This window comes from Paenibacillus agilis (genome assembly GCF_007786455.1).
Classification (GTDB): Bacteria; Bacillota; Bacilli; order Paenibacillales; family Paenibacillaceae; genus Paenibacillus_B; species Paenibacillus_B agilis.
In genome coordinates this window covers 1,425,002-1,447,961 of the sequence record NZ_VNJK01000001.1, presented here as the reverse complement: position 1 = coordinate 1,447,961, position 22,960 = coordinate 1,425,002, and the positions used below count along the sequence as shown (strand labels likewise).

At 40.7% G+C, this 22,960-nt stretch carries 17 protein-coding genes; 5 read left to right on the top strand and 12 right to left on the bottom strand.

Annotation, left to right across the window (positions count from 1 at the left end):
* Nucleotides 1-177 precede the first annotated feature (177 nt).
* A complete protein-coding gene (gene nhaC, locus FPZ44_RS06415; RefSeq protein ID WP_144988441.1) occupies nt 178-1,581 on the top strand; it encodes a Na+/H+ antiporter NhaC in 1,404 nt (467 codons plus the stop codon).
* A 194-nt stretch (nt 1,582-1,775) separates the two neighbouring features.
* Here the strand turns inward: nhaC and FPZ44_RS06410 are convergent, their stop codons facing one another.
* Complete coding sequence (locus FPZ44_RS06410; protein ID WP_144988439.1) at nt 1,776-2,486, bottom strand: TerC family protein; 711 nt, start codon at nt 2,484-2,486, stop codon at nt 1,776-1,778.
* A 393-nt stretch (nt 2,487-2,879) separates the two neighbouring features.
* Between FPZ44_RS06410 and msrA the strand changes: the two genes are divergently transcribed.
* Nucleotides 2,880-3,854: a peptide-methionine (S)-S-oxide reductase MsrA gene (msrA, locus tag FPZ44_RS06405; RefSeq protein WP_418789127.1), complete on the top strand. Its 975-nt coding sequence runs from the start codon at nt 2,880-2,882 to the stop codon at nt 3,852-3,854.
* Between the two features lie 158 nt (nt 3,855-4,012).
* On the opposite strand, the gene FPZ44_RS06400 is transcribed toward msrA, so the two are convergent.
* Together FPZ44_RS06400 and FPZ44_RS06395 are read right to left on the bottom strand one after the other, a co-directional pair.
* A complete protein-coding gene (locus tag FPZ44_RS06400) occupies nt 4,013-4,255 on the bottom strand; it encodes an acyl carrier protein (protein ID WP_144988437.1) in 243 nt (80 codons plus the stop codon).
* 37 nt (nt 4,256-4,292) lie between these two features.
* Nucleotides 4,293-5,285, bottom strand: coding sequence for a hypothetical protein (locus FPZ44_RS06395; RefSeq protein WP_144988435.1), 993 nt, complete (start codon nt 5,283-5,285; stop codon nt 4,293-4,295).
* A 721-nt stretch (nt 5,286-6,006) separates the two neighbouring features.
* On the opposite strand from FPZ44_RS06395, the gene FPZ44_RS06390 reads away from it, so the two are divergent.
* A complete protein-coding gene (locus FPZ44_RS06390) occupies nt 6,007-6,903 on the top strand; it encodes a glycosyltransferase (protein WP_186785938.1) in 897 nt (298 codons plus the stop codon).
* Between the two features lie 79 nt (nt 6,904-6,982).
* Here FPZ44_RS06390 and FPZ44_RS06385 read toward each other — a convergent pair whose 3' ends face one another.
* The gene (locus tag FPZ44_RS06385; RefSeq protein ID WP_144988431.1) at nt 6,983-8,029 is read right to left on the bottom strand and encodes an SGNH/GDSL hydrolase family protein; all 1,047 of its coding nucleotides are present in this window, start codon (nt 8,027-8,029) and stop codon (nt 6,983-6,985) included.
* Between the two features lie 236 nt (nt 8,030-8,265).
* Here FPZ44_RS06385 and FPZ44_RS06380 point away from each other — a divergent pair, with 236 nt between their 5' ends.
* Nucleotides 8,266-9,894, top strand: a complete 1,629-nt coding sequence (locus tag FPZ44_RS06380; RefSeq protein WP_144988429.1) for a glycoside hydrolase family 9 protein — start codon at nt 8,266-8,268, stop codon at nt 9,892-9,894.
* An 81-nt stretch (nt 9,895-9,975) separates the two neighbouring features.
* On the opposite strand, the gene FPZ44_RS06375 is transcribed toward FPZ44_RS06380, so the two are convergent.
* Entirely contained in the window at nt 9,976-11,670 is a 1,695-nt protein-coding gene (locus FPZ44_RS06375) for a discoidin domain-containing protein (RefSeq protein ID WP_144988427.1), read from the bottom strand.
* A 235-nt stretch (nt 11,671-11,905) separates the two neighbouring features.
* On the bottom strand, nt 11,906-12,472 hold the full coding sequence (locus FPZ44_RS06370) for a hypothetical protein (RefSeq protein WP_144988425.1): 567 nt from the start codon (nt 12,470-12,472) through the stop codon (nt 11,906-11,908).
* Nucleotides 12,473-12,784: 312 nt separating this feature from the next.
* Here FPZ44_RS06370 and FPZ44_RS06365 point away from each other — a divergent pair, with 312 nt between their 5' ends.
* Nucleotides 12,785-13,642, top strand: a complete 858-nt coding sequence (locus FPZ44_RS06365; protein ID WP_144988423.1) for a DegV family protein — start codon at nt 12,785-12,787, stop codon at nt 13,640-13,642.
* A 97-nt stretch (nt 13,643-13,739) separates the two neighbouring features.
* On the opposite strand, the gene FPZ44_RS06360 is transcribed toward FPZ44_RS06365, so the two are convergent.
* From FPZ44_RS06360 to FPZ44_RS06335, 6 genes are all read right to left on the bottom strand, one after another.
* Nucleotides 13,740-14,330, bottom strand: coding sequence for a GNAT family N-acetyltransferase (locus FPZ44_RS06360; RefSeq protein ID WP_144988421.1), 591 nt, complete (start codon nt 14,328-14,330; stop codon nt 13,740-13,742).
* Between the two features lie 79 nt (nt 14,331-14,409).
* The gene (locus FPZ44_RS06355; protein ID WP_144988419.1) at nt 14,410-16,554 is read right to left on the bottom strand and encodes a penicillin-binding transpeptidase domain-containing protein; all 2,145 of its coding nucleotides are present in this window, start codon (nt 16,552-16,554) and stop codon (nt 14,410-14,412) included.
* A 191-nt stretch (nt 16,555-16,745) separates the two neighbouring features.
* Nucleotides 16,746-18,494, bottom strand: coding sequence for a cache domain-containing sensor histidine kinase (locus tag FPZ44_RS06350; RefSeq protein WP_144988417.1), 1,749 nt, complete (start codon nt 18,492-18,494; stop codon nt 16,746-16,748).
* A gap of 13 nt (nt 18,495-18,507) precedes the next feature.
* Entirely contained in the window at nt 18,508-20,094 is a 1,587-nt protein-coding gene (locus FPZ44_RS06345) for a response regulator (protein WP_144988415.1), read from the bottom strand.
* A gap of 216 nt (nt 20,095-20,310) precedes the next feature.
* Nucleotides 20,311-21,969 (bottom strand): extracellular solute-binding protein, encoded by a 1,659-nt coding sequence (locus FPZ44_RS06340; protein ID WP_144988413.1) that lies wholly within the window; start codon nt 21,967-21,969, stop codon nt 20,311-20,313.
* An 87-nt stretch (nt 21,970-22,056) separates the two neighbouring features.
* Entirely contained in the window at nt 22,057-22,950 is an 894-nt protein-coding gene (locus FPZ44_RS06335) for a carbohydrate ABC transporter permease (protein ID WP_144988411.1), read from the bottom strand.
* Between the last annotated feature and the right edge of the window lie 10 nt (nt 22,951-22,960).

Genomic DNA, 22,960 nt, shown 5'->3' with positions numbered 1-22,960 from the left:
CGGGAGGTTTTTTATTATGATTTGTATATTTACCTATTTTTTCTATTGACGAATAATAGAAAGAGAAGTAAATTTAAATATGTATTCATTAACTTTAGCACATAAAAGCGTGTAAGCGTGCAAGTGAAAAAGCAATGTCTTAACCAATATAGAACATCTAGATTAGGAGAATGCATCATGAATCAAACTAACACAGAACAGCCTCACCCATCTTCATTGTCTTGGCAACAAGGAGCTATCATCTTTGTCCTTGTCCTTGGGTGGCTGTTGTATGCGATACTCGGCTTGCAAGCTCAACCGCATATGCCTTTGTTGATTGCAGCAATCGGTACAGCACTTGCCTTGAAATTATGCGGTCAGAACTGGAAGATGATTGAACAATCCGCCGTACGCGGCTTAAAAGACTCCATTCAACCTGTCATGCTGTTATCACTGATCGGTATTCTTATCGGGGCATGGATGATGAGTGGAACTGTCCCAGCGATGCTTGTATACGGTACCAGCTTATTTTTACCTGAATGGTTTGCTTTAAGTGCAATGCTGTTGACTGTGGTTGTATCCATGAGCATCGGCAGTTCGATTACAACGGTAGCTACATTCGGGGTCGCAATTATCGCAATTGCTGAAGCGATGGGTGCAAATTCTGCTCTAGTAGCAGGTGCTGTTGTTTCAGGTGCTTGCTTCGGTGACAAGATGTCCCCATTATCAGATACGACGAACTTTGCAGCAGCTGTTTCACGAGTTAGCATTACCAGTCATATTCGCAATATGACTAAAACAACAATACCTGCCTTTATTATCACGATTATCGCTTTTGCAGTACTTGGACATAACACAGCTAATGATCTAAGCTCCATTACTGCGATGAAACATGAACTGCAACAAGTATTTCATATTCATCCGTTGAATTTACTTCCGTTAGTTGTCGTTCTTATCGCATCTTTGAAACGTATCCCAATCTTGTTAACGATGCTAATGGGAATCGGCTCGGGCTTACTTATAACTGGCTTTGTTCAAGGGAATTGGAACTTATCCATGTGGATGCAAACGATGCAAAGTGGCTTGAAAGTCAACTTTAATCTTGAAACGCTTGCTCCTGTCATTAACCGCGGAGGAATCGATTCCATGATGTGGTCCATCTCATTGATCGGTATTGCATTTGTATTCGGTGGACTACTGCAGCACGGTGGGGTTATTCGCTCTTGGATCGAGCCGTTAATGACTCGCATTAAACGTAAACAAACGATGGTGGTAACAACGGGATTGAGTTCCATTGGCGTTAACTTTATGACTGGAGAACAATACATGTCCATTCTTATCCCAGGACAAATGTTCCAAGAACAATATGAACAACGACGCATCCCCCGTCTAACACTATCGCGAACATTAGAGGATTGCGGCACGCTTGTAAATCCATTAGTTCCATGGGGCGTTAGCGGTGCAATGATGACTAGCGCAATCGGGATGGATGTTCTCACCTATGCACCATTTGCATTGTTCCTTTGGATATCTCCATTGTGTACATTTGCGTTCGCACTTATTCCAGGCTTGAACCGTCGTACCCTTCATGAAACAGAATAGAAAATGACTGAAGCCCTCCACTCTTTTGAGTGGAGGGCTTCATTTATGTTTACATGTTAATACGAACCATATTCGCATGTTAAGCCTGTAGCGAATGCGAAGTCCATGAACTTCATCCCTACACACTGCATATCTTAATGAATCGCAATAAAAAAGGCTGAGACAGGTATTTCCCTGCTCAGCCTTGTATAAAATTAGTTAGCACGCTTATGTGCAGTTTCAGCTGTTTGCGCAGCTTTCTTTGCAGCGCGGCTACGTTTAATAAGAAGACCAGTAGCTACTACAAGAACTACAACAGCTGCTTCGAAGCTGTATTTTGCAACCGGATTTTCGAAGTATGGCTTCAAGAAGGCTTCGCCAACGAACATTTTGGATGCTGTAAACGCAAGAATTGCAGCGCCGATTGTAATAACAACTGGGAAACGATCGATAAGCTTGATAACAAGCGTACTTCCCCAAACAACGATTGGAACGGAAATCAAAAGACCGATAATAACAAGCATATTGTCATGGTTTGCAGCACCTGCAACCGCGATAACATTGTCGATACCCATCGCAGCATCTGCGATAATAATTGTACGAATAGCGCCCATTAATGTACTAGCCGCTTTGACTTCTTCATGTCCTTTGTCCTCAAGCATTAACTTAAGAGCGATCCAGAGAAGAAGCAAACCACCTACTACCATTAACCCTGGAATATTGAGCAATTGAACAACGAAGATCGTTGCTACCGCACGAATAGCTACCGCTCCAAAAGTTCCCCAGAAAATAACTTTCTTCTGCTCTTCTTTCTTCAAGTTACGAGCAGCCATACCGATAACGAGTGCGTTATCACCTGCTAGGACAAGGTCCAGCAAAATAATACTAAGTAATGCCCCGAACCATTCCACTGAAAATAGTTCCATTGTAATCCCCCTCATTTGGTCGTTGTACCTTATATCGTTTGCATATAAAAGCGCCGCTACCCAAAAAAGTAACGGCGCACGTAAAAGAGACCTTTACCTTTTTTTCGGCAAGGTCTCGCAAACAACGAATTCGTTGCCAGCATAGCCGAGGTGCACGCCCGCGCAACCTGGAATGACGACTATACTGTATAGCTACTCCCCTTATGGAGTTATGAAGTTGTATAAATACCAACCGATACGTGCTTTAACGTGTAATAATAATATCACGGGTATGCCATAAGTTCAAGAGTATTTTTACCGACTTTTCAACTTTATTGAGTTTGGTTGGGCAATTGCAATATCGGGTATGATTTGGTTATGATGATAACAAAATAACTTGGAGAGGTGATTGCTGTGAGCAATAATCCTGCTGCGTCTAACTTAGAAAAAGCAACTTTCGCTGGCGGCTGCTTCTGGTGCATGGTGACACCATTCGAACAGCTTCCTGGCATACACGGGATCGTCTCTGGTTATATTGGCGGTCATACCGAAAATCCCACTTATCAAGAAGTATGTTCGGAAACAACTGGTCATGCCGAAGCTGTGCAAATTACATATGATCCGCATGTTTTCCCTTACCAAAAGCTGCTCGAACTTTTTTGGCAGCAAATCGACCCAACAGATAATGGCGGACAATTTTATGATCGTGGGCGCTCTTATCGGACAGCTATTTTTTATCACAATGAACAGCAACATGAGTTAGCGGTGCATTCCAAACAACAGCTTGAAGCAAGCGGAAGATTTAACAAACCAATCGCAACTGAGATCGTGCCTGCTACAACTTTCTATGAAGCTGAAGAGTATCACCAAAATTACCATAAGAAAAATCCAGCCCATTATAAGCGATATCGCAAAGGTTCAGGGCGTGATGCATTTATTACAGAGCATTGGGGAGTCAATGATGAAGAGCGACTTCAATTGAGAGAAACATTAAATCCCATGCAATATCACGTAACGCAAAATAACGGCACTGAACCCCCTTTCCAAAATGAATTCTGGAATCATGAAGAAGAAGGCATTTATGTAGATATCGTCTCTGGCGAGCCATTATTTAGTTCCAAGGACAAGTACGACTCTGGATGTGGCTGGCCAAGCTTTACAAAGCCGCTTCAGCCTTTTAACGTTACAGAGGAACTGGATTTGGCACATGGTATGATTAGAACAGAGGTCCGTAGTCGTTTCGGAGATTCCCATCTCGGACATGTGTTTGATGATGGCCCAACACCAGCAGGACTTCGTTATTGTATAAACTCTGCTTCATTACGCTTTATTCCTGTTTCAAGACTGAAGGAAGAAGGCTATGAGCAGTTCATATCTATGTTTGCTTGAGCTTGAGATATAATAAAAAGCATCATTTTAACTTGCACAACTCGTGCCCATCCAATAAATAAAACGAGCACCTTTCAATCCATATCATGTATGGCCGAAAAGGTGCTCTTTGGGCAGAACAAATCTATTCATTCGGTTGTATGTTAATCACCCGCAAATTACGCTGATTTTTGCTTAACGAATACTACGATATTATTGAATGTCGTTAGATCAGAAAATAAAAAATCTTCATCCGTAATTTTAAAGTTGTATTCCTGCGCGATCGTAGTCAGTATTTGTACATGAGTTATGGAATCGACGCCCCACAGCTCATCAAGTGGCGTATCCAACTCTTCCTCAGACATAACAACGCTGTATGATTTAAATATTTCACGCATTCTCGATTCTACTGTTATTTCCATCCTTATCACCCCATAAATATTTGTTAGAATTACTAGGTTATTTGGCAACTGCTAATGTAAGCGACCACATTCCTTTTTCTATTTCCAGCAGTTCTTTCGCTTTTGCATGTATCAGGCTCAAATTCAACTTTTTATCGTCTGATAGCGTTTTGTTGATGAAAATTTGCTTGATAGCTTTCCAGCCTTGTTGAATGCGCTTGTTTTCCCGACTCATTTCTTTGCCTAATGCTTCATCAATCTGGTCTAATTCTACCAATGACTGAATCAAATAACTGTTTCCAAGATGGCGATTTTCAATAATATTTATGCCAATCAGAGATATACTAATATAATCATCAAACTGATCTGTTTCTGGAATATTCCACAATCCATCGAACGAAAATTGAGATAGCTCTTCCACTAATCGCTCTGCATTGCACCTTACATCTTGAATCAATAGCTTGTATGGCTCAATATCATCATTGAATTGATAAGTAAAAGCATGTGGCTCTCCACTGGCTGGAGTTGTCACTGCTGTAGAATTCATAAACGAGCGAATGAGCCTTTCCTCCGGCACTTCATGAGTACGATAGCCTTCAATATCATCGTCTAAGACCGCATACATATTCGTCTCAGGGTTATATCCATTGATTATGGAATAATGACTCATATGGAACTTTTCCCACGCGATATTTTTAGGCAGCCAATAAAATAAGTCAACATGAATCTTAACGAGCTGCTTCTTTTCCACAATAATATGCTTAAGCTCTTCTATAAAATTATCCATATCTTTAAAGAAAATGGGCTCTTCTTTCACAATGACTTTACTCAATATGTAGTTATCCCAATTCGTGCTGTAATCCAACACCTCAATAGTAGGCGTCATAAACGCATAATCAATAGCTGCCCCCCATGTTTTATACGAATAATCATTCATATACGAAGCATATTTGTAGCTTGGTTCTAATTGATTGGCAATCGTATAGTGGGAGTTCAAAATGCAATTCATCCAAAAGTCATTGTACGGTGTTAACGGAATGGAATACTGCATGTACGAGCACCTCTTTCCTTATGATCGAATGATTGGCGTTGTGTTGTCAGTCATCAGGTCTATTAAGACAGATTAACTTGTAATCATGACTTTCAGCATGTGAGCAGCATCTTAGTTGGATAAAGAAATAATTCGAAGCAAATAGTGTGACCTTACATGAGGAAATATCTACGATGTAGTCTAATAGAATAACGCAGCCTGCTAATAAAACCATTAAGCATTCCTTGATAAGAAAGATGTTATAAATATACGATTATATACATAAATGTTCATCCGATAGATAAAAACCAAAGTACACTTAATCAACGAGTCAGTCGCCTTCCAAGTAATTATTAAGCAAATGACTCAATGACATGTTGGATGAGAATTACTTTCTGAAATTGTTTAGATTTCCTAAATTCAACCTAAAGATAAGCCAATAAATTGTAAATATTATTGATTCTCTTAAATAGATTGTTTATACTTTTAAATAAATCATCAAAAGCATGAAAATATTTCTATAAAGTTGCTATATCTAGAAGAATACTGCTAACTATATCTTCTGTCAATTGTTATAGCGCTTGAACTTTGGAATTTATTTACCATCTACTTTACATATTGTTTCATAACTACTATCCTATTTACTTCTTTGATTTACACAGAAATGATAGTAACTGAAATGGCTTCTCGATTAATTGTTTATTCACATTTTATACATATATAAATGAGTGGAGGGCTTTTAATGGAACACATCTATTCAGCTTCAGTTATCATTCCTACCTACAATCGTATTAACAATTTAAAACGCTCATTGGATTCTTTAGTAGAGCAGCAGCTTCCTAAAGATGAATTTGAAGTTCTTATTTGTGACGATGGATCAAGTGAAGATACGTTAGGATTAGTTAAACAGTACGATGACTTATTGAACATTAAATACTTTTTTCAAGAGGACAAAGGTTTCAGAGCTGCAGCAGCACGTAACCTAGGTATTAGCAATGCTGAAGGAAACATATGCATTTTCATTGATAATGGTATTATCCTACACAAAAATGCTATTCAAGAACATATCAAAGCCCACCAAGAAAGCAGCAAGGCAAGTGCTGTGCTCGGCTATGTTTACGGTTACGATATGGCAACTAGCAATCATGAGGAAATACGAGGTGTTGTCGAGCAGAACTCTATCGATGGTGCTATAGATACATTGCGCAACATGAAAATTCTTGATATTCGAGAAAAGATCTATCTTGAGTTCGGTGATGATCTCGAAACTTGGCCTGCCCCATTTGTTGTTTTCTGGACATGCAATGTTTCTGTGCCGCGGGAAACACTACTCGAGATTGGGATGTTTGACGAGAGTTACACCACTTGGGGTGGAGAAGATATCGACTTGGGGCTAGCTCTTTTACAGCACGGGGCTAGCATTAAATTAGCGAGAAGTTCGATGAGTATTCATTTCCCACATGAGAAAGAGCATGACTGGGAAATTGACGAAGATAAAGGCGAAATAGAGCTGAAGAAAAAGAAAGAATATTTGGTTAGCAAATATTCTTCCCCAGAACTGAAACGATGGATGGAAATAAACGACATCGATAAACTCAATCGAGTACTACTAGCAGAACGACAGAACAGCGCGATATAGCTAAATAGATTCATGAATTGTTTTAGACAATAACAGGAGGATGCACTCAGCATCCTCCCTATTGTTTTCTGGCACCATTTTACCAGCCCATTATTCGCTTAATCTCATGAATTAACTGATCTGCCATTTTAGCATGTGTAACCGTAGTTGGATGTCCCTCTTCCCCAAGACCATCCCGCTGCGTATCTATTAAATCAAATATAAGTGAGTAAATGTTCAAATCGCCAGCTGCACGAAGCTGTTCACAAGCCTGCACAACATAATCTTTTAGCGGCCATTGTTGAAAAGGACCAAGTGTCATTACTACTTTCGCATGAGGATAATTACCGCGTATTCGTGTTACAAATTCACAGTATGTAGTTACGAATTGTTGTTGATCGATGGCAAAGTTATTATCATTTGTGCCAAGATTTATAACAACGAGATCAGGAGTCCAGTTGAAAAAATCCCATCTTGATTCAGGTAGGATAGGATTTAGCCTTTCATATTGTACAGGCATCGTATGATCTCGATCATTATCATAGTTAACGACCAAACCGATCCCAGACACAGCGATCGTGTGATGTTCAGCTTCAAGTTCAAGGGCGGCAATCGTACCATAAGCTAGGTAGTTATTTTCATTTTCTGGTTTCGTAAGATCCTCTTCCCGACCTTCATTACCTGAACCACAACTTATTGAATCCCCGATAATTTCTACTCTGCGGTTGAATCGTGCCGGCGGCTCTAGAAAAGTTCCACCGTCCGAAAGTGTGAAGCCCATAAACTGAATACTTCCGAACATGCCCTCTGTCCGTTTATATACCTCAATTGTATGTACCCCTTCACTAAGATCTGTTGCCAGCGTGTAGACGGATACCCCTGCATCAATGTACAGTTTGAACGGCTCGCCGCCATCAATACTCACATGAACCCAAGAGTGATCTCGATGCTTCACCGTCATATACATCGTAATGGAAGAGCCTTGAAAACGAGCTGTAATCGAACTGCCCGGCCAAGATAGAACAGGTCCACCATCATCGGACCAATCTATTCTCCCCACATAACGTGCACTATTGTGAATATCAAATCGAGCGCTTCTTAACTGCTCTTCGCTCGGTCGTACTATTGGTTGCCAGTACTTGTTCATTATGTCCACTCCTTAAGCAATCGCTAGCGTTATCTTCAGATATACGCGACAACAGCTGTCATATCTCTATTATTACCATGCATACTAGCTAGCACATAAGTAACTAGCAACAAACAAATGGAAGATATACGTAAATATTGTAACATATAAGAAGCAATAAATAGGAATTTTAAGCTATAATAAGATCAGTTTTCTTCAATTACTTGGAAGTTAAAAGCAGAAAGGAGCCTCATCCCATGACTCGTAGTACGATGCGCGGCATTACTGTTAACCAGATTGGTTATCCTCTCTATAGCAATAAACATGCTGTTTTCACGAAAGAAGGAACATTTCAAGTAATCGAAGAAGGTAGTGGGGAAATTGTCTTTACTGGACAAACCGGTCCATTGAAAAATGATGATGCTAGCGGTCACATGGTCGCCTTCGGTGATTTTAGCGCCGTGAACGACGTTGGTAGATTCTATATACGACATGAAATGGATAGCGTGACTTCCGCCACATTTTCAATCCTCCAGCGTCCTTATACCGAACTTCATCATGGACTGCTAAAAGCGTTCTATTATTTTCGCTGTGGGCAAGAACTTACACCAGAATTCGCTGGTCCTTGGCACCATAGTGCCTGCCATCTAGCGAAGGGATTCGTTTATGACAATCATAAACAGCTATTGGATTGCTCTGGAGGTTGGCATGATGCTGGCGACTACGGAAAATATGTAGTTCCCGGAGCTAAAGCTGTTGCAGATCTACTACTTGCTTACGAGCTGTATCCGAGTGCATTTAATCGTCCTACTCCTATTCCAGAGACAGATGGAATCATCCCAGATGTACTACATGAATGCCGTTGGGAATTAGACTGGATGTTTAAAATGCAAGACCCGTCCGGAGGAGTGTTTCACAAACTTACTACACATCAGTTCCCTCCACTTAGCACTTTGCCAGAGCATGATCTAGAGCCTCTTGTATTTTCCCCCATCTCGTCAACAGCAACTGGTTGCTTTGCAGCAGTAATGGCGAAGGCTGCGCGAATCTATCAACCTTTTGACGCTGATTTTGCACATAAGTGTAAACAAGCAGCTGTTCTTTCATGGGGCTGGTTAGTGAACAATCCAGATGTAATTGCATTCCATAATCCGCCTGACATAGCCACTGGCGATTACAGTGATCAACAAGATATTGACGATCGTTATTGGGCAGCTTGCGAATTGTACGGTACAACACATGATCCTATTTATCACCACGCGCTTTTGACTATCCACAAAGAACCGTTTCATAAGTTTGGGCTATGTTGGTCAAATATAGGTGGATATGGCAGCTTAGCCTATCTTCTTAGCAATTCAACACAAACCGATCTTGAATTATACGAGCAGTTATTGAGCGACCTTCGAAAGGAAGCTGATTATATGCTCTGGAAAAGCACAACAGACGGACATGGCATTTCATTGCTTAAAGATGAGTACATTTGGGGCAGCAATAAAGTAGTGATGAACAACGCAATGCTGTTATTAATAGCCTATCGCTTTTTTAAAGACAAACGATACGAAGCAGCGGCATTGAATCATGTTCATTACCTATTAGGGCGTAATTCACTGGATTTAAGCTTTGTAACAGGCTTTGGAGATCATTCTGTCCAACATCCGCATTATCGCCCAAGTATTGCCGACGATATTAATAGCCCTGTGCCTGGCCTTGTTAGTGGCGGGCCTAATGCCGGCTTACATGATGACATCTCAAAGAAAAGACTTCAAGGTCTGCCACCTGCTCAATGCTTTATCGATCATGAAGACAGCTACGCCACCAATGAAGTAGCTGTCTATTGGAATTCTCCCGCTTTATTCGTGCTTTCTCATTGGGAGCAGCAACAATAGAGAAAAAGATACTCCGTCATTCAAATAATCGCTACATTACTGAATGACGGAAGTTACGCTTCTCACTTTTTCTCATGAGAACTAAACCTCGCATAACGACTCGCTTGCTACCTTTTGTCCATATACATGTACATTCCATATTGAAAAGCCATAGGTGGTTTCCCTTTCTAACATGAGGATGCGAACATATCTCCCCTCTCCATTGCAAACAATGACCTCTTCGCTCACTTCTACCTCTTCTTCACCTTCTCTTCTCTCTTTCTCTTTTGTACTTATCGTTGACCATGTTTCATTATCAGCAGACACTTGGATTTCATACTTCGTTGCAAAAGAATACTCCCACTGAACAACAACGCGTGAGATTGCAACTTTCTCTTCTAAGTCAATACAAAGCCACTGTGGTGCAGAGAATTCGCTGCTCCATCTTGTTGAACTATTTCCATTTACCACATGGCTGGCTGGAAAAGTCATGCCATCAAAGCCTGGTTCAACGGATGATGCTAATACTGCTTTATTTAGGGCCCAATCCTTCCCTAGTAAGTTAGGCTCTGTTCTCACTTCAATCTCTGCTTGCAATTGCGACACGTTTCCGTAAATATCTTTTGATCTAACTACGATACGATAGTCTGAATCCGGATTTAAGTTCTGAAATTTGAATCTTGTTACTCTAGTTTCATAAACCATGTCATTTATAACAATTTCAAATGCTATGACGTGATCAGCCAACATCGATGCTCCCCATTCAATAGCAACACTATCGCTCGTGACTGACAGCGCTCTTAATTGAGACGGACCATTTACTAATTGCTCGGGCTTGTTCCATGAGGATGCCTCGATATCCTTAGCTACTTCTTTTTTCAAAACAAGTAGTGTTAATCGCTCATATTCTCGCAACCAATCCAATCTTTCAATTACATCATCGATTTGTACAGACTGTTTTAAAATATGGATTTGTGCTTCTTTTTTGATAATTACATTTTTAAGGGCTTCCGCCAGATCGGAACAGTAATGCAGCATATCTGTCACATACGAGGGAACTTGAAGAAGTTTTACATAACAGGAGAACATATATCTTGAGCCACATAGAACGACAAACAACTGCAACAGAGTTTGAAAAATTTCTTTCCTTTCTTCCATACTTACATGCGGCAGCTGCTTAATCATTTCTACAGCTTTATCAAACAACCTACTGCTTCCATTTTCCTGCATAATTTGCTGTATCGCTCTATTGAGGAATAATTGTTTTGATTCAGGAGAGAACTCGATGTCTTGCACACGCATAGAAAACAGCGGATACTCTAATTGACTGACAACATTGAGCACAAATTCAGCATCGTACGTTTCACCAGCAACATGTCGAATATCATTTAATACAGCATGTTCACGATTCACAAATTGCTCTATCATCATATAATGCGTAGATTCTCCATCCATAAAATGAAGCTCTGGGAAATACTTTGGCTTTAATCCAGCGAACACGACATTTCCATCATGCAAATTCGATTCTATAAACTGTACAGCTCCACTAATAGATGAACCTTCGAAATCAGTAAACTTTACGCCTACTTGCAAAAGGTCATTGTCCTCAAGGCATTCCATAGTAAAAAGCCAAAATCCCTTTTTCTCTTCTAGTAGTTCTTTGTATATTTTATCAGCACTTTCATAGGAATTATAAAAAAGATGTTCTGCTTGATGTCCACAATTAATTAAAAGATGAGCAACTGAAATCCTGTAACAATTGAGATGACTTCTACGATAGAACAAATAATGATTCATACCATCACCCTCTTCTCGAACGTTTATTATTCCGTATGATAAGTATTCAATAGCGACAAATTTGAATATGGATCATGTAATTTCATTATATTTATAAAATAATGAAATTGTTTATCATATCTTGTTGTCGAATTTTCGGTTATTAGGCAATAAAAAAATCCCCGCTTTGTTCATCACCTCTATGAGAGCATGAATGGTCTCAGGTAACTAGTTAAAGTGGGGATACAATATCTCTTTACTTTTCAGCTGCAATCGCAGCTGCTTGTTTAAACAATGCAATAACCATAACTGTCAGGACAACATACAAAAATGACATTGGTTGTCCAAGCAATTTGTATATGGATGGCGAAACAATGGAAAAGGCCAGCATAATTACTGTACCAAATAAGTTAACTACCCCATAAAACAAACCTCGCCGCTTAGCTGTATCCGCTAATTTTGATAAAGATCTGCTATTCGCCCACTCACGCACTCCTGAACTAAGCAGCCAGATTAAATAGATATTTGTTGCCAAAATAGCTATACTTTGAATAATCGCAGACCACAACCATAATTGTTGACCCATTGCCCCTGCAACAAACGGCCCAATAAGCTCGTAACCAGTCAGTATGAGCACTACAGGCATAAAGCGCTTGGCGCGATAGAAGGAAGGAGCTGTTTGTTGCAACTCAGACAAAGACTTCCAAACTAATAGCATTCCAAATATATCGGGAAGGATATCCAAGAATCCCCACAACCGTATATCAATTAAGAAAATTAGCCCCCACATTATCCTTTTAAATGCTTGTTGTTCATGGTTCATAAGCCAACCGACTCCCTTGTTGAAATAATCTCCTGTTGTCTCTTCATCTCTAATTACAATTACCGTTGCACACATAGAATATTGCATACGTGAACCAGTATACCGCTGATTAAGCAGTCAAGCAACGAACAAGAACGTTTGATCATGCAATTAAAATAAGTTAACATACAATCAGTGTCTTCCCATCCATAATTAGGGTCTATATTTAAGCGTGAATGAAATGATGAATTGAAGTATAATAGAAACGATGTCTTTATGAGAGAATTCATTATATAATAGATAGATTGTCAGATTGCTGCAGGAGGTTAAACAATGGCATCGATCAAAATATTTTCTGATAGTACATGCGACCTACCACCATCACTAATTGAACAACATGATATCGGAATTGTCCCCCTTTATGTGACATTCGGTGATCAAGCGTTCCAAGATGGTGTGGATATGGACCCTGCCAAGCTTTATGAAATGGTAGACAAGGGAGGTCAGCTGCCTAAAACCGCTGCACCATCTCCAGGTGACTTTGTCGCAAAGTTCGAACCGTTCGTTAAAGCTGGACAACATATCATCTATATCGGCCTTTCTACAGAGCTTTCTTCGACCATTCAAAATGCGATCATCGCAGCTCAAATGCTTGAAGAACATTCTGGCCGTATTTACGTTATTGATTCCATGAATTTATCAACAGGAATTGGTATTCAAGTACTGCGTGCCGCACGCATGGCCGAAGCTGGAAACAGCATAGAAGATATCATCGCACACATACAAGAAATGAGAAAGCATATCGAAACCGAATTCATTATCGATACGCTCGACTATTTACACAAAGGTGGCAGATGCAGCAGCTTGCAGAACATCATCGGTACACTGCTGCGTATTCGACCAGTTATTAAAGTTGTAGATGGAAAAATGATTGCAGCCAGCAAAGTTCGCGGTAAACGCGAAAAAGCACTGGAGCAGCTTCTAAGCAATCCATTGAACTTGAAAAATCAAATGGATAATGACACGATATTCGTGACTCATTCCTATTCTGATGAAGATGCAGCCTATGTGGTAGAGCAACTTAAGCTGCTAACAGGGGCTAAGCATGTGTACACTTCGTATACAGGCTGTGTCATTTCAAGCCATTGTGGACCGAATACCATCGGTATCGTCTTCGCAACAAACAGCTAGAATATTTACTACACATACGAAGCTACAAAAAGAGGGAAGATATACGACAATAGTTGTCGCTTATCTTCCCTCTTTTCCTTACATGATAGCAAATATCCTATGTTGCTTGTGAATTCCAAGCCGCCAGTTTCCTAAATACTTGGTTCCGTTCATCCTGATCAAATTCTGGACGCAATATGCCCATAGCGATGAAGTCAAGATACATTCCGTCTCGATATATTCGCTCTCTCAAACGACCTTCCTCTGTAAACCCACATCGAATATAACAGCGGTATGCACGTTCATTGTTGCTGATTACATCGAGCTGCAGACGATGCAAGCCTAATTGATCAAAAGCAAATACCATCAACAGACGCAATGCTTCCTCACCATAACCAGCTCCATGATAAGCTTTATTACCAATCACGACCCCAAAAGCACCCGTTCGATTGTTCCAATCGACCTGCAAATCGACTTGTCCAATGTAAGCCTCTGAATCCAGCTCAGCAATAACGAAGCCGTACTCCTTGTGCGAAGGTTTCATTCTCATTTCTACAAAGGATTCTGTCATACTCATCGATTGGGGTACTTGAAAAAGATCATGAAGTCCAGAGGTAACGGTTCCGTCATTTACCCATTTGCGAATCTCTTCTATATCTTCTTTACGATACTCTCTTAACCGAATCCTCTGGCCCAAAATATGCGGCATCGCAAGCCCCTCCGTCTCTATATGTTTAAATTGATATAAAAATATTAAGAGGGATTGTAACAACTACCCATCATTATTGTCAACCAGAATCTGGAGCTTGTGCAGCTTCGGTTCGAGATGCCAGCTTCAACATCACTTCCGTCGGCTGACCCTCTGATGAAATTTTTGTCTGCTCAGTCACATACCCTTCCCCTTCTACACGCACTTTGATGCCGAGGAAGGAGCTTATTGCAAGTACATCCCGGAGCGACAACCCATCAAATACAGGCGTCGGAATATTTTCAGGCTTGTCTGTCAAAATATACACCGTCGATCCTTTTGAAAGGGCTGTTTGCGCGGATGGATATTGCTTCAACACCTTATCCCCTTGGCCGAATCGACGAATCTTCATCCCTTCTGCTTGAATGGCCTTTACCGCATCTCCAACGGGCTTGGATGTTACATCCGGCATTTTACGTTGATACCTGGTAGCAGCCTTAGCCTTCTCTTCGGTTGAGGGCACTACACCACTTAAACGCAAACTTCGCTCCATAGTTGACTTGAATACAGGCATCGCAACTTGGCTCGCCAGCGTATAGTCCCCGCCTAATTGCGGATCATCTACAAAAATGCCAATGACATACTTTGGATCTTCAACAGGGGCATAGCCTGCAAAGGAGACCATCCATGTATGATCGGAGTATCCACCGCCATTTTTTGGTCTTTGGGCCGTACCTGTCTTCCCCGCTACTCGAATACCAGGTATTTGTGCAGTCTGCCCAGTTCCATCAAGTACTACCTCCTCTAATATCTCAGACACTTGTTTAGCTGATGCAACGGATATGACTCGCCTACGCTCATCCTTATGCTCATTGCTATCACTAGGTGGAATATCACTCTTAATCAGTTGAGGTGTCATCCATTCACCACCATTGGCAACAGCCGCATAGGCAGACGTCATTTGAAGCCCATTAATAACTACGCCGCCCTGACCAAAGGTGGTTGTTGCAAATTCTACTGGTCGGTTATACCTGACAAAACCCGCTACATCGCCTAATTCAACCCCCGTATTTCCATTCATGCCAAAAGCATCGGCATAGCTCATAAACATATCTTCTCCAAGAGCCTGACCCATTTTAACGAAACCAACATTACTTGATTTTTTAACTCCTGTTAAATAGTCTATTGTGCCCCAGCCACCTCTTTTGACATCACGAAGTCTATCAACTCCGACCTTAATTTCACCAGATAGAAACTTGTCTTCAGCATTAAACTTCTTCTCTTCCACAGCTGCAGCCAACGTCACAAGTTTGAAAGTTGATCCCGGTTCAAAACGTGAGTAAAGTGCATTGTTCTTCATATCTCGTATCGGATCTGAATCCCAATACGAATTCGGATTGAACGTCGGCGCACTTGCCATCGCTAATATTTCCATCGTCTTCGGATCCATGACGTAGCCTACTGCAAACTTTGGATTCCATTTCCGCAACATATCTCGCATAGAATCCTCTAAAATTTTCTGAATATCAACATCGATCGTTAATTGAACCTGCTGCCCATCTTTCGGTTGAACGACTTCTGGCTTCGATTGCGGCAATGGATAACCCCGGAGATCGCGCTGTCCCTTTACAGAGCCGTCCTTGCCAGACAAGATGTTATCTAGTTCAGCTTCAACACCCATAATCGGTTTACCTTCTCGATCGATATAACCCAGAATATGTGCAGCTGTTTCATTATAGGGATAATAACGCTTCGTATCTCTCTGCAATCGCACACCGTACTCATAGAACACAATGTCTTGTCCTTGGATACGAGACTGTCCAAATGTTTGATTGAACTCTTCCAGCCTGTCATAAGGTAAGTTGCGTCCTTGTGGGTGTAATTCAACTTGCGTCTTTTTTTTATTAACGAGCTCCATTACCTTGGACTCTGTTGTTCCTAATAGTCGTGATAGTTCACGTGCAACATCAGCTTCACGTTTGTTATCTCTCACCATTTCAGGATGCAGTACGACATGATAAGATGGTGCGCTTGCAGCAAGCACCTTCCCATTGCGGTCAACAATATCACCACGATGTGCAGGCATTTTAACCTCATAAGCCCAAGTCTTGTTGTTATGCTTTTCATAAAATTCAAAATTGACGACTTGAATCCAGAAAAGTCTTATCAGAATAACGGCAACACATATTATGAAGAAGCCGCCTAGAACGAGTGAACGAATACGGATTCGTTTATTATGTAACATCGCCTGTCACCATGCTCATTCGTTTACATACGCATATTGCTTTATGACTGAGATGGATCAAATACGGTCGTACATATAAGCAAAATAGACGCATCATACGAAGCAGCCCTCCATATAAATGATAGAATCATAAAAATGTGTACAGTCAGCAAATCGGAAAAGACCTACACCTTTAAACATATATAACCATATTATCGTCTAACAGCCGGAACTGAGATTTCAACAACGGTTCCGATTCCGATTCGGCTAAAAATGTTAACTCCATATTGTTCACCATACTGCAACCGTATGCGCTGATGAACATTACGAATTCCATACCCACCGTTCACATGGTCTTGCGAATCAAAAATATGACTAATGCGTTCCATTGTCATTCCGACGCCATCATCAATAATCCTAATTTTGATCTGCTCCTCCATACATTGAACTTCAATACGAACATGAATCCGATCCCCGCACCATGCATGCTCGAATACATTTTCAAGAAACGGCTGTACGATTAACTTAATCGTTTGATAAGGCCATATATCACTATCTATTAAAAATAGCACGTCCATCCGTTCGCCGAATTTAATTTTCTGAATCTCAATATAAGCTTGTGCTTGCTCTAGTTCCGTAGCTAGTGGAATATTCGTCCTACCGTCATTCAACGTTAAGCGATAAAACTTTGCCAATCCCATCACCATTTGATGTAATCTTTCTGTATCCCCGAACTTGGCCAATCTACTAATTGATGATAGTGTGTTGTACAAGAAATGAGGATTGATCTGAGCCTGTAAAGATTCTAGTTCAGCTTCTTTCTTCTGAAGTTGAGTCACATACACTTCTTTGATTAAATCCCCAATGTTTTCTCCCATCTCATTAATCGCATTTCCGATTTCAGAGAATTCATCTTTGTTGCGTAAATGGACTCGTTTATGGAGGTCCCCTTCACGGAATGCATTCAATATGGTAATTAATTTATTGACTCGCAATGAAAAATGCCTAGAGATGAAAATAGCCGCGAACGTACATATGATGAGGCAGGAAAGACCTACCCATATCGTAAACATTCGAATACGCTTCGCGTCTTGCTCTACGATCGTAGTAGGTATCGATGCGGTTAATACCCATCCACCGTCATCTAACGCTTCTTCAATCGTCATAAACGTTTCATCATTTACACGTGAGTGATCTTCGGCTGAACTAGCTGCAGAACGATAGACAGTATTTCCGTATCTATCCCTAACCGTCAATATACTTCCATCGCCAATTTTAGCGTAATCGACACTTTCGAATAAATCAGACAACTTAATACTAATTCTCACAAATCCAATTTCTTTCATATCTAAGGGCTGCTGAATATCAACGATTCTACGAAGCAAAGAGATTCTTCCAAAATCAGCATCAGACTGCACTTGTCTCCACGCCCATGTTCTACTGTACTGTTCAACAGGATGTTCCTGGTACCAAGATTGTTCTTTTATTCGTTTTGTGTGAAAAATGTTATAGGTTCGCCCAGTCTCATCTGGTTGTTCATTCATGAAGGATTGATAATATATTTCTGGAAGTGTTTCATTATGAAAAAAAACAGACGCCCATATTTTCAAGTTTGTTGAAGTAATGGCATTATGCAAGGTAGGTACGATAATCTTAATTGTTTTCTCATGCGTTTCCCAGCCTTCTTCATAGTAGCGAATCGCATCAGCTAAGTTATAATCATAATAAATGGTGGATGATACCCTTATCACATCATTAATTCGATAATGAATATTATCCTTAATTTGCTGCAATGTACCGTGAATCGTAGTCTGTGTCTGCTTGCGCACCGATTCAACATACATACTATAGGATACGATTCCAATGACAATTAGAGGAACAATAATGAATATGGCATACGTCACTAACAATTTGTAACCAAACGGAAAATATCCTGTTCGATGATGCTGTAAAGCCCTCATCCTCTCCACATCCTCATAACTTCTTACGGAACTCCATTGGAGTCGTACCGTACGTTTCTTTGAACTGTCTACTGAAATACGGCAAATATCGATAACCTACTTGATTAGCCACCTCGTAAATTTTCATGGAAGGATCTTTGAGTAGCTCTTTCGCCCTTTCCATACGTAATTGAAACAGCGTCTCACTGAACGACTTTCCTACTTCCTCCTTAAAGAGGAATCCTAAATAGTTAGGGGAGAAGGAAAATTGAAGAGCGATATCTTTAAGCGCAATATTTTCATGCAAATTATCTTCCATGACTTTAATAATTTCTCGAATCAAGCGACTATTTTTAGAAAGAGACTTTTGTTGTAAAGATTCCGAGATATAAAACACTTGCCGAACAAGCCAAGAACGTATATCACTCGTCGTTTCGAACTTCTGGAGGATGTCTAGATTATGAAGCTGCATACCTAGCATGCGAAATACATCCTCATCCATCGATTGTAGATGTTGATCCAGCTTCATAACGAGATATAATGCTAGGTTATGTACGGTAAATTTAGAACGAATACTGGCAACTGAGCGGAATAAATTATCAATCTCATCATGAATTCGCACCAGATCATATTCTGAAATGGCTTGACACATCGCATCTACTCGAATATCGAGCGTTCGGGCATCTTCCATCTCAGGCGTACGCTTTACATCCATATATGGGATGACTTTTCCTTTTCCAAGGAACATTTTACCCTCGACAGCCTCAATAGCTTGCTGATAAGAAACACTTAATTGGTCTACTTCATGTACAGCTTCACCTATCCCTACTGTAAATGTAAACGGATATTTCGACTGAACATGATTCACCATTGCATGCATACAATCTGCTACATGCTCACTAGTCATCAGAATAGCAAGCCGTTGTTTGGATAATTGACAATTATGTATCGTGCCGCAGCTTTGACAGACTTCTTGCATGTCCTGACTAAATGTCTGCTGCCATTGCAGTTTCTCTTCTGACGAATATGTACCAAATATGCCGCTTGTGCTTGCATCATCTACTTCGACAACAGCAACCTGCAAGGGCCATTGAAGCTTGTGCAGTCCAACCGATTTCGACAATTTATCCAATTCAACCAAAGTCAGCCTCTTGTAATCCCCCTCTAATAATCGAGTCATCAATTCATTTTTGGCCATGGGGCGCATGACTTCATACGACTCTTCCGCTTCTTTACGCCTTCTATCTTCGTTAAGTTCCTTCGTCACTTTATTTAGAGACTGGATAAGCTCCTCATCATCCATCGGCTTTAGCACGTAACTACAAGCATTCATGGATAATGCCTGCTTTACATACTGAAAATCTTGGTAACCGCTTACAAAAATGATACGCATATCTTGTTTATGTTCCAATGCGCGTCGTGCCAGCTCTAGACCAGACATATTCGGCATATGTACATCTGTTACAAGGATATCTACAGGTTGTTGTTGTATGAGTTCATAGGCCGAGAACCCATTATTCACGGCACCCACTATTTCCAACCCCAGCTCATTCCAAGGAATAAACTGTCTCATTCCTTCTAGATCCAGCACTTCATCATCTGCTAACAACACTTTGTACATGTCAGGACCCCCTCGAAATATATAAATACCAAGTAAAAACGGTTTATAATTTGTAAACGGACACATGAGTAAATATCAAAATTAGTTCACGCACTATTCCAACTTATGGATCTATTGTAACATGAGCTATTCTTTGACACGACCATTGTTTTAATAAAAAACAAAAAAAGTTAAGTCTATACGAGTGTATAGACTTAACTCCTCTATAACATATTCTTATTTACCAAGTTTTTGTTTGTTTTCTAGCCACATTTTTGTTTTGTACTCAAGCACTGTGCTGTAACCAACAGCATCTGCATCAGCGTGAGCTTTGTCTAGCACTTTCAATACATCTTCCTCGCTCTTCGCGTATAAAGCTTGAGAACGAGCTTCCAAGTAGATATCTTCTACTGCCTGTCTTGCGATACCTTCATCAGATTCTTTTGATGGATCAAGATTTTGGAACTCAGTAGCGTTGTATTGAGTTTTCCAAGTGATTTCGGATTGCCATCTTGTTTCCCATGTACGTTTTTCTGGTGGAAGCTGAAGCTCGAACTTGGACTTAGCAGGATCGATGTATCCCGTGTTACCAGCCCATTGGAAGTTAACCAACTTATCCATCAGATCTTGACGTTCTTTTTCTTTTGTGAAGTAATCATCTTTCAATTTCGGTACTCCGTCAGCATCTACACCTTCCCAGTATAGACCTTCAGGTCCCCAGAACAATACACGGAATCCTTCAGGACCAGTCATGTAATCCCAGAATGCGAATACTGCTTCTGGATTCTCTGCGGAAGTTGTGATTACGCTTACGTTCCAACCCAAAGAGTTGTAGTGACCAGGATTAATTTTATCTTTAGGAATTCCAGCTTTAGCAAATGGCCAGATCATGAAGTATCCATCATTCGGATCTTTCTTTGTCAATGCCGCATGACCCATACTTCCGAACTTTGTCGTATCTGCAGAAGAATAAACAGCTACTCGACCATTCATAACTTTTTCTTTAACTTGGTCTTCTGTTTGCGTCAATGCATCTTTTGCTACCAAGCCTTCGCGATACAGTTTGTTAATAAATTGCATCGATTCACGATAAGTTGGATCCAAGAAGAGCGATGTCAACTTGTCACCATTAGGTACAGCACGCATCGAGATGTGAGTTGGCGGGTTAGATTCTTTAAACGCAGAGTAAAGCGTATCGAATCCTTGTGCCTCTAAGCCTGGCTCGAATGGAATTACGTTAGGATACTTCGCTTTAACTAATTTCAAGTAGTTATAGAAGTCATCCAATGTTTCGATTTTAGGCTCACCAAGCTCTTTATACATTTTAATATTCAACATGTAGCCACCGTTACCATTTGGCTCTTTTGTATACCAGTTCGGGAACTGATACAATTTGCCGTCTGGAGAACGAAGCATGTTAAGTGTATCTTCGCCAGCCCACTCTTTCAGGTTCGGATATTTATCCAAATAATCATCGAATGGAACAAGCAATCCATTTTGACGCAAACGTTCAACTTCGCCATCACGCTGCATCCAGATTACATCAGGAAGCGTCCCACCTGCGATCAATGTGTTAAGCTTTTGGTTTGCTTTACCACCTGAAAGAATCGGCTTAATCGTAACTTTCATATTGTCTTGAATCCACTTTGTAGCAGGGTCACCACCCCATGCTGGCATGGAGAACCAGTCATAGTGACCATAAAGTTCGATTTCAAGCGGTTCTTTACCAAACTCATACTTCGCAGTTGATGCTTCTGGTGCGGTTGTTTCAGAACCTTTTTTCTCTGGTGTTGTTGCAGCAGGTGTTCCACCGCCGCCACAGCCAGCCAACAATGACATTGCTGCAAATACCGCGATAAGCGGAAGCAACAATGACTTACCCCAACGGTTCTTCATAGACATAACCCCTCTCTTATTATGCGTGTGCTGATCACTAAGATCATCTATGTTTAAAGCAATGCTTCAAACAACATCAGTTAGAGACTACTCTTTCAAGGAACCTACCAATACACCTTTAACGAAGAAACGCTGCAAGAAAGGATACACCATGATGATCGGCAATGTTGCTACCATCATTGTCGCCATTGATAGCGATTTCGTAGTTACATTAGATGCACCTGCCATTCGAGCAGCAGCCTGTGGATCTAGCTTACTCATCTGCTCCGTCATGATATTTGCATTCAACGTATTACGTAGAATGGTCTGAACAGGCAGTAGATTTTCATTATTAATATAAATGCTCGGAATAAACCATTCATTCCAATGTGCGACTGCTGTAAACAAGGACAATGTTGCTATAACAGGACCAGACAACGGAAGAACAATAAAGAAGAACGTTTTCCAAGGTCCGCAACCGTCCATTTTCGCCGACTCTTCAAGTCCCGCCGGCAATCCTGCAAAGAACGTACGGAATATAATCATATTCCACACTGATACCAAACCTGGCAGGATCATAACCCAGAATGTATCCATCAATCCCAACTCGCGAATAAGCAAGTATGTCGGGATCAAACCACCGCTAAAGTACATTGTGAATACGCACATGATCATGTAGTATTTGCGACCCATTAATTCACGCTTTGTCATTCCATACGCTAATAATGATGTGGCGAAAATACTTAGAAACGTACCTATGATTGTACGAGATACTGAGATAACAAAACCATTCAGAATCCGTTCATCTTGCAGTACAATTTTATAGTTTTCGAGTGTGAACTCTCGAGGCCAGAAGGTAATTCCTCCAAGCATCGTATCTTTACCATCATTCAAAGATATAACACCGGCATTCCAGAATGGGTAGAACGTTACGAAGGCCAGCAAGGTCAGAAACGAGTAAATCCAAACCTGAAGCATTTTATCACCAAATGTTAGTTTCATCGTGCTACCT

Excerpts from the sequence above, each read along its gene's own strand:
- FPZ44_RS06410 (WP_144988439.1), bottom strand. The coding sequence starts at position 2,486 with ATGGAACTATTTTCAGTGGAATGGTTCGGGGCATTACTTAGTATTATT.
- FPZ44_RS06400 (WP_144988437.1), bottom strand. The coding sequence starts at position 4,255 with ATGGAAATAACAGTAGAATCGAGAATGCGTGAAATATTTAAATCATAC.
- FPZ44_RS06345 (WP_144988415.1), bottom strand. The coding sequence starts at position 20,094 with ATGTACAAAGTGTTGTTAGCAGATGATGAAGTGCTGGATCTAGAAGGA.
- FPZ44_RS06395 (WP_144988435.1), bottom strand. The coding sequence starts at position 5,285 with ATGCAGTATTCCATTCCGTTAACACCGTACAATGACTTTTGGATGAAT.
- FPZ44_RS06385 (WP_144988431.1), bottom strand. The coding sequence starts at position 8,029 with ATGAACAAGTACTGGCAACCAATAGTACGACCGAGCGAAGAGCAGTTA.
- FPZ44_RS06375 (WP_144988427.1), bottom strand. The coding sequence starts at position 11,670 with ATGAATCATTATTTGTTCTATCGTAGAAGTCATCTCAATTGTTACAGG.
- FPZ44_RS06370 (WP_144988425.1), bottom strand. The coding sequence starts at position 12,472 with ATGAACCATGAACAACAAGCATTTAAAAGGATAATGTGGGGGCTAATT.
- nhaC (WP_144988441.1), top strand. The coding sequence starts at position 178 with ATGAATCAAACTAACACAGAACAGCCTCACCCATCTTCATTGTCTTGG.
- FPZ44_RS06390 (WP_186785938.1), top strand. The coding sequence starts at position 6,007 with ATGGAACACATCTATTCAGCTTCAGTTATCATTCCTACCTACAATCGT.
- FPZ44_RS06335 (WP_144988411.1), bottom strand. The coding sequence starts at position 22,950 with ATGAAACTAACATTTGGTGATAAAATGCTTCAGGTTTGGATTTACTCG.
- FPZ44_RS06350 (WP_144988417.1), bottom strand. The coding sequence starts at position 18,494 with ATGAGGGCTTTACAGCATCATCGAACAGGATATTTTCCGTTTGGTTAC.
- FPZ44_RS06360 (WP_144988421.1), bottom strand. The coding sequence starts at position 14,330 with ATGCCGCATATTTTGGGCCAGAGGATTCGGTTAAGAGAGTATCGTAAA.
- FPZ44_RS06380 (WP_144988429.1), top strand. The coding sequence starts at position 8,266 with ATGACTCGTAGTACGATGCGCGGCATTACTGTTAACCAGATTGGTTAT.
- FPZ44_RS06365 (WP_144988423.1), top strand. The coding sequence starts at position 12,785 with ATGGCATCGATCAAAATATTTTCTGATAGTACATGCGACCTACCACCA.
- FPZ44_RS06340 (WP_144988413.1), bottom strand. The coding sequence starts at position 21,969 with ATGAAGAACCGTTGGGGTAAGTCATTGTTGCTTCCGCTTATCGCGGTA.
- FPZ44_RS06355 (WP_144988419.1), bottom strand. The coding sequence starts at position 16,554 with ATGTTACATAATAAACGAATCCGTATTCGTTCACTCGTTCTAGGCGGC.